Source organism: Microcystis sp. M44BS1 (assembly GCF_020244875.1).
In the GTDB taxonomy this organism is placed as follows: domain Bacteria; phylum Cyanobacteriota; class Cyanobacteriia; order Cyanobacteriales; family Microcystaceae; genus Microcystis; species Microcystis panniformis.
Window position 1 is genome coordinate 1 of record NZ_JADBVM010000058.1, and the last position, 5265, is coordinate 5265.

The 5265-nt window shown below is 44.6% G+C and carries 5 protein-coding genes and 1 pseudogene; 5 read left to right on the forward strand and 1 reads right to left on the reverse strand.

Going from position 1 to position 5265, the window contains the following annotated elements:
- The first annotated feature begins 736 nt into the window (after positions 1–736).
- The 4 genes from IM515_RS03480 (at position 737) to IM515_RS03495 (ending at position 3621) form a co-directional block, all read left to right on the forward strand.
- Entirely contained in the window at positions 737–1048 is a 312-nt protein-coding gene (locus IM515_RS03480) for a 2Fe-2S iron-sulfur cluster-binding protein (protein ID WP_287628635.1), read from the forward strand.
- A gap of 203 nt (positions 1049–1251) precedes the next feature.
- The gene (locus tag IM515_RS03485; protein WP_287628634.1) at positions 1252–1953 is read left to right on the forward strand and encodes an MBL fold metallo-hydrolase; all 702 of its coding nucleotides are present in this window, start codon (positions 1252–1254) and stop codon (positions 1951–1953) included.
- 22 nt (positions 1954–1975) lie between these two features.
- Entirely contained in the window at positions 1976–2527 is a 552-nt protein-coding gene (locus IM515_RS03490; protein ID WP_287628633.1) for a rhodanese-like domain-containing protein, read from the forward strand.
- Positions 2528–2727: 200 nt separating this feature from the next.
- Positions 2728–3621, forward strand: coding sequence for a sulfite exporter TauE/SafE family protein (locus IM515_RS03495; protein ID WP_287628632.1), 894 nt, complete (start codon positions 2728–2730; stop codon positions 3619–3621).
- A gap of 14 nt (positions 3622–3635) precedes the next feature.
- On the opposite strand, the gene hemC is transcribed toward IM515_RS03495, so the two are convergent.
- Positions 3636–4595 (reverse strand): hydroxymethylbilane synthase, encoded by a 960-nt coding sequence (hemC, locus tag IM515_RS03500; protein WP_287628631.1) that lies wholly within the window; start codon positions 4593–4595, stop codon positions 3636–3638.
- A gap of 215 nt (positions 4596–4810) precedes the next feature.
- On the opposite strand from hemC, the pseudogene IM515_RS03505 reads away from it, so the two are divergent.
- Positions 4811–5096: pseudogene (locus IM515_RS03505) on the forward strand (hypothetical protein).
- Positions 5097–5265 lie beyond the last annotated feature (169 nt).

Here is a 5265-nt window from a genome sequence, read left to right on the forward strand (position 1 = left end):
GCTACAGCTACATCAAATGTTCCAAAAAAATATAGAAGAGCTAATGCAAATTAGCCGCTATCGGTTGAAGGATTACATCAAAGGACAAAGAGCTATATCGCTTGCCCTATCTACCTTCTAGCTCGCTTGTCCCCCTCTCAGGGGAGTATGTCAATCTATGGGCATCGCGATGGAGGTATCTTGGGTTTTGCTGAGAATATGAGTTATCCCCTCGCTTTTTTGCAGGATTAAGCTTTTTTATTCTGCATCTCAGCTACTCCCAACTCTTGACTTTTATCTTTTCTAGCTGATAGCTAAAAAACCACTTAAGTAGGTGGGTGGAATTAAATATAAGATGAACGTAGGTTGGGTTGAAGCATGAAACCCAACGCCCGCATGGGTTACGCTACCGCTAACCCATCCTACAAATAATTGTGCCTCCCTACTTAAGTACCTAAGCAAAATTAATTACACATTTCGATCAAGCTTTTGCTCCTTGCCTATCTTCACTAGGAAATTTATTTTGCATGACTACTTATTACCTAAAGATTGATGAGATTATTTAACGATTGATCCACAACTATCGGGGGTTATTTACCTAAGAGATAAGTAAATATTATTTTAAGTTTATTTAAGGCTGTCATTACTAATGGTAAGTTGAGCCGGGTAAATTTTCCTGTAGTATCAAAAGGAAAACTCATTCGACCCGTTCAGTTTAAACGGCGAGAAAAGGCATTTTGAGACTGAGGAACAAGCTATGGCAAAGAAAACAAAGACAACCACTTATAAAGTCACCCTGAAAACACCCGATGGCGACCAGACAATTGATGTTCCCGATAATGAATATATTCTCGAGGCAGCAGAAGAACAAGGATTAGATTTACCCTTTTCTTGCCGTGCTGGTGCTTGCTCTAGTTGCGCTGGTCAAATCGAATCTGGTAGCGTTGATCAATCCGATCAATCCTTCTTAGATAACGATCAAATTAAAGCGGGTTATGTCCTCACCTGTGTCGCCTATCCTACTTCTGACTGTGTGATCGTCACCCACAAAGAAGAAGATTTGTACTAATTTAACTCAATATTTGGGGGTTAGATACCCCAACAATAATAGAGCGGGAACTGCAAAAGCGACAGTTCTCGCTTTATTTGTATTTTTGCCTCTTGACTCGACAGTGAGATACAGCCAAAAAATTAATCCTGCCAGAGGGTTACTACAAATTTATAATTATATGGTAGTATAGTTATAAAGCTATGTAAGGAGAGTAAGAGATCATGCTATTCCGTCAGATGTTTGATCCCGAAACCAGCACTTATACTTATTTGATTGCCGATCCCGTCAGCAAGGAAGCGGTATTGGTGGATCCAGTGCGGGAACAGGTGGAAAGGGATGATCGGCAATTACGGGAGCTAGGATTAACGCTAAAATACTGTTTAGAAACCCATATTCACGCCGATCACGTCACAGGAACTGGAAAATTAAGGCAAATCACAGGCTGTCTGGGTATAGTTCCCGAAAATGCCCAAGTAGCCTGTGCCGATCGCCATCTAGCAGATGGAGAGGAATTGTTACTAGGAAATATCACCATCAAAGCGATCGCTACTCCTGGCCACACCGATAGTCATCTAGCCTATTTAGTCAATAACAGTCATATTTTGACAGGAGATGCCCTATTTATCCGAGGTTGTGGTCGTACCGACTTCCAAAGCGGCGATGCTGGTACTCTCTTTGATTCAGTCACGCAAAAACTTTTCACTCTTCCCGATAGTACCCTAGTTTATCCCGGCCACGACTATCGCGGTTTAACTGTCTCCACCATTGCCGAAGAAAAACAATACAATCCCCGTTTTGTCGGACGTAACCGCAGACAATTTATCGAGTTTATGAACAGTCTTAATTTACCCGATCCCAAAAAGATCATGGAGGCAGTTCCCGCTAACCAAGGCTGCGGTAATTTAGGAGTTGTTTTAGCTTAAAGATCTATTCAGGAAATTAACGATGACCAATACCACAAATCAAGCAAAATTACTAGAATTTGATGCCCATACTTTAAAAAACTTAATTGAGCGCCGAGAAGTTTGCTTAATTGACGTGCGAGAACCGGGGGAGTACGCCAGCGATCGCATTCCAGGGGCGAAATTAGTACCACTTTCCAGTTTTAACCCCGATTCGATCGCTTTTGACCCCGATCAAACCCTAGTTCTCTACTGTAATTCCGGCAGCCGGTCCACTGTAGCAGCACAAAAACTGATTGCGGCAGGATTTAGCCAAGTTGCCCAGCTTAAAAACGGCTTAAATACTTGGAAAAGTGCGGGTTATGCCACCGAAAAAGACCAAAATGCGCCAATTAGCCTATTCCGTCAGGTGCAGATCGTTGCTGGTTCCCTAGTAGTCCTCGGAACAGTATTAGGAGCCTTTATCTCGCCTTGGTTCCTGATTTTAAGCGGTTTTGTCGGTTCTGGTCTAGTTTTTGCGGGGATTAGTAATACCTGTGCTTTAGCTATGCTTCTGGCTAAACTTCCCTATAATCAAACCCATCGGGGGAAATAGGGGGTTAGGGGTTGGGTGTGGGAATTATGAATTGGGAAGTGGGGAAGTGGGGAAGTGGGGAAGTGGGGGAATTTCAACTAAAACCCCAACACCCCCCGCAACGCGCACGCAGTGACCACCCCAACACCCCAACACCCTAAAACCCTATCACCTATCTCCTGCCTCCTGACGACCGATAGCTAAAATAACTGATAACTGAAATGACTTGGTTAATTGGACATTTATTAGCCGTTTGTACGGGGATTAGTCTGGGATTGCTGGGAGGAGGAGGTTCTGTACTAGCATTACCGATTCTAGTCTATGTGATGGGAGTACCGACCAAATCGGCGATCGCTATGACGCTTCTAGTCATCGGTAGTGTCAGTTTACTCGGCACGATTCCCCACTGGAAAAAAGGCAACATTAACTTAAAAACCGCTTTTATCTTCGGTTCTGCCACGATGGTAGGGGCTTTTTTGGGAGCAAGATTAGCCACATTACCCTTTGTCACTGCCACCTTCCAGATGCTCCTGTTTGCGACACTAATGCTCCTAGCGGCAGCCTTTATGATCCGCAGATCAGCACAGATAGATAATCCTGATTATAAAGCCCGCGATCGGCAAAAAAATCTGACTCTCTACCCCCAACCAGTCTGCCGATATTGCTGGCTCTGGTTAATGAGCGAAGGAATCGCTGTGGGTGTCCTGACGGGATTAGTTGGGGTTGGGGGAGGCTTCGCTATCGTTCCCGCACTGGTATTATTGGGCAAAATCCCCATGGTTCAAGCGATCGCTACTTCCCTGCTGATTATTTTCCTCAATTCTGTAGCTGGATTACTGGGCTATTTAGGACATATTAGCGTCGATTGGCAGTTAACCCTATCCTTTGCTTTTGCGGCTGCCCTCGGTACTCTTATCGGTTCCTATCTGGGACAGTTTGTATCCGCAAAACAGTTACAAAAAGGTTTTGGTTATTTTCTCTTAGCGATCGCAACTTTAGTTTTAATTCAAAATCGTCATATCCTGCACAATTTCCTGACTCCGAAAGGCAATTCTATCATCCCGGCGGAAAAGGTTAGATTTATTCAGCCAACCCTACTTAAGACTGATAACTGATCACTGATAACTGATTATCGGCCCACTTCAGCGAAAATCTCGGCTAAAATCTCCCCAGCACCAGCCTCGCGCACTTTATGGGCTAAATCTCGTCCTAAGACTTCCCCATGGCTAGGATCACCGCTAACCGAGTCCTTAATCAGGCGCTTACCGTCGAGACTAGCCACCATACCCGTTAAAGTTAGGATACCATCCTCGATCGCCGTATTGACTCCGATAGGAACTTGACAACCCCCCTCCAACTCCCGTAAAAAAGCGCGTTCAGCATAGCATCTATCGCGGCTAGGGGCGTGTTCCAACACTTTTAGGACTTCCAAAACCTCTGGATCAGCATCGCGGCATTCTATCCCTAAAGCCCCCTGTCCCACCGCATGGAGAGAAATTGCCGCCGGAATAACCTGATGAACTCGATCGCCTAATCCTAACCTTTCCAATCCCGCTACTGCCAGAATAATCGCGTCGTATTCTCCCGCGTCCAGTTTTGCCAGACGGGTGTTAACATTGCCGCGCACATCTTTAAAAGTTAGATGGGGATAATGGTAACGCAACTGGGCCAATCGCCGCAGGGAAGAAGTCCCCACCACCGCACCTTCCGGTAAAGTGTCTAATTGATAGTCTTGGTTTTGGCTATTTACCACCAAAGCATCGGCCGGATTGACTCTTTCGGTGACGCAACCCAAGATTAAGCCTTCGGGCAAATTAGTGGGCAGATCCTTGAGAGAATGGACGGCAAGATCGATCGATCTATCCAAGATTCCCACTTCTAATTCTTTGGTAAATAAACCCTTATCACCGATTTTCGCCAGGGCCACATCGAGAATTTTATCGCCTTGGGTACTCATCGTCTCCACCTCAAACTGTCGATGGGGGTGGTGTTTACTCAATTCTGCCTGTACCCAATAGGTTTGTACTAGGGCTAACTGACTTTTACGCGAACCGATACGCAGGGAACGAGGAGGACTAGAAACGGACATATCTGAAGTAGGAATTTAACTAAACATCTATCTGACTGCTCGATCTAGACTATCCTGATCTCACCCCTGTTGAGTAATCACTTTCTAGGTTAGGCATAAATAGTTACATCTCTTAATATTTTTAGGCAAATAGGGTGAGCATTATTCCCCACTGACAGCAAAGCTGAAAGCCTAGATTAAAATAGAGGGACAAAGGTTGCAACAGGGTCTAACTAATGACATTACAACACCCTTGCTATAACAAAGAAGAATTTGTCCGACGTGGACAGGGAATCTATCAGTCTCAGGTGCGTCAGCAGGTTGAGAAGGACAATCATGGGAAGATTGTAGCTATTGATATCAAAACAGGTGCTTTTGAATTAGCAAAAGATATCCTCACAGTTTCCAAATCAACTTTTAACCCGATTGACCGATGCTCAAATTTGGTTCGTTAGAATCGGACATCGAGCATTTGATCGAGTCGGTTTTGCCCTATCATATAGAGACAAAAAGACCGAGTAACCATTGTCAGATTCTCCATACCCCCCTTATCAAGGGGGGAGCCGCGCCCCCCTTATCAAGGGGGGATCAAGGGGGGATCAAAGGCACAATCTATCTTCAATTTAATAATTATAACCACTCACTTAATAGGATAGTTACACAACGTAAAAATTGGTTAATTCAGGAGTTA

Bases quoted from the DNA above. Each gene is read 5' to 3' on its own strand.
- IM515_RS03480 (WP_287628635.1), top strand. From the start codon at position 737: ATGGCAAAGAAAACAAAGACAACCACTTATAAAGTCACCCTGAAAACA.
- IM515_RS03485 (WP_287628634.1), top strand. From the start codon at position 1,252: ATGCTATTCCGTCAGATGTTTGATCCCGAAACCAGCACTTATACTTAT.
- IM515_RS03490 (WP_287628633.1), top strand. From the start codon at position 1,976: ATGACCAATACCACAAATCAAGCAAAATTACTAGAATTTGATGCCCAT.
- IM515_RS03495 (WP_287628632.1), top strand. From the start codon at position 2,728: ATGACTTGGTTAATTGGACATTTATTAGCCGTTTGTACGGGGATTAGT.
- hemC (WP_287628631.1), bottom strand. From the start codon at position 4,595: ATGTCCGTTTCTAGTCCTCCTCGTTCCCTGCGTATCGGTTCGCGTAAA.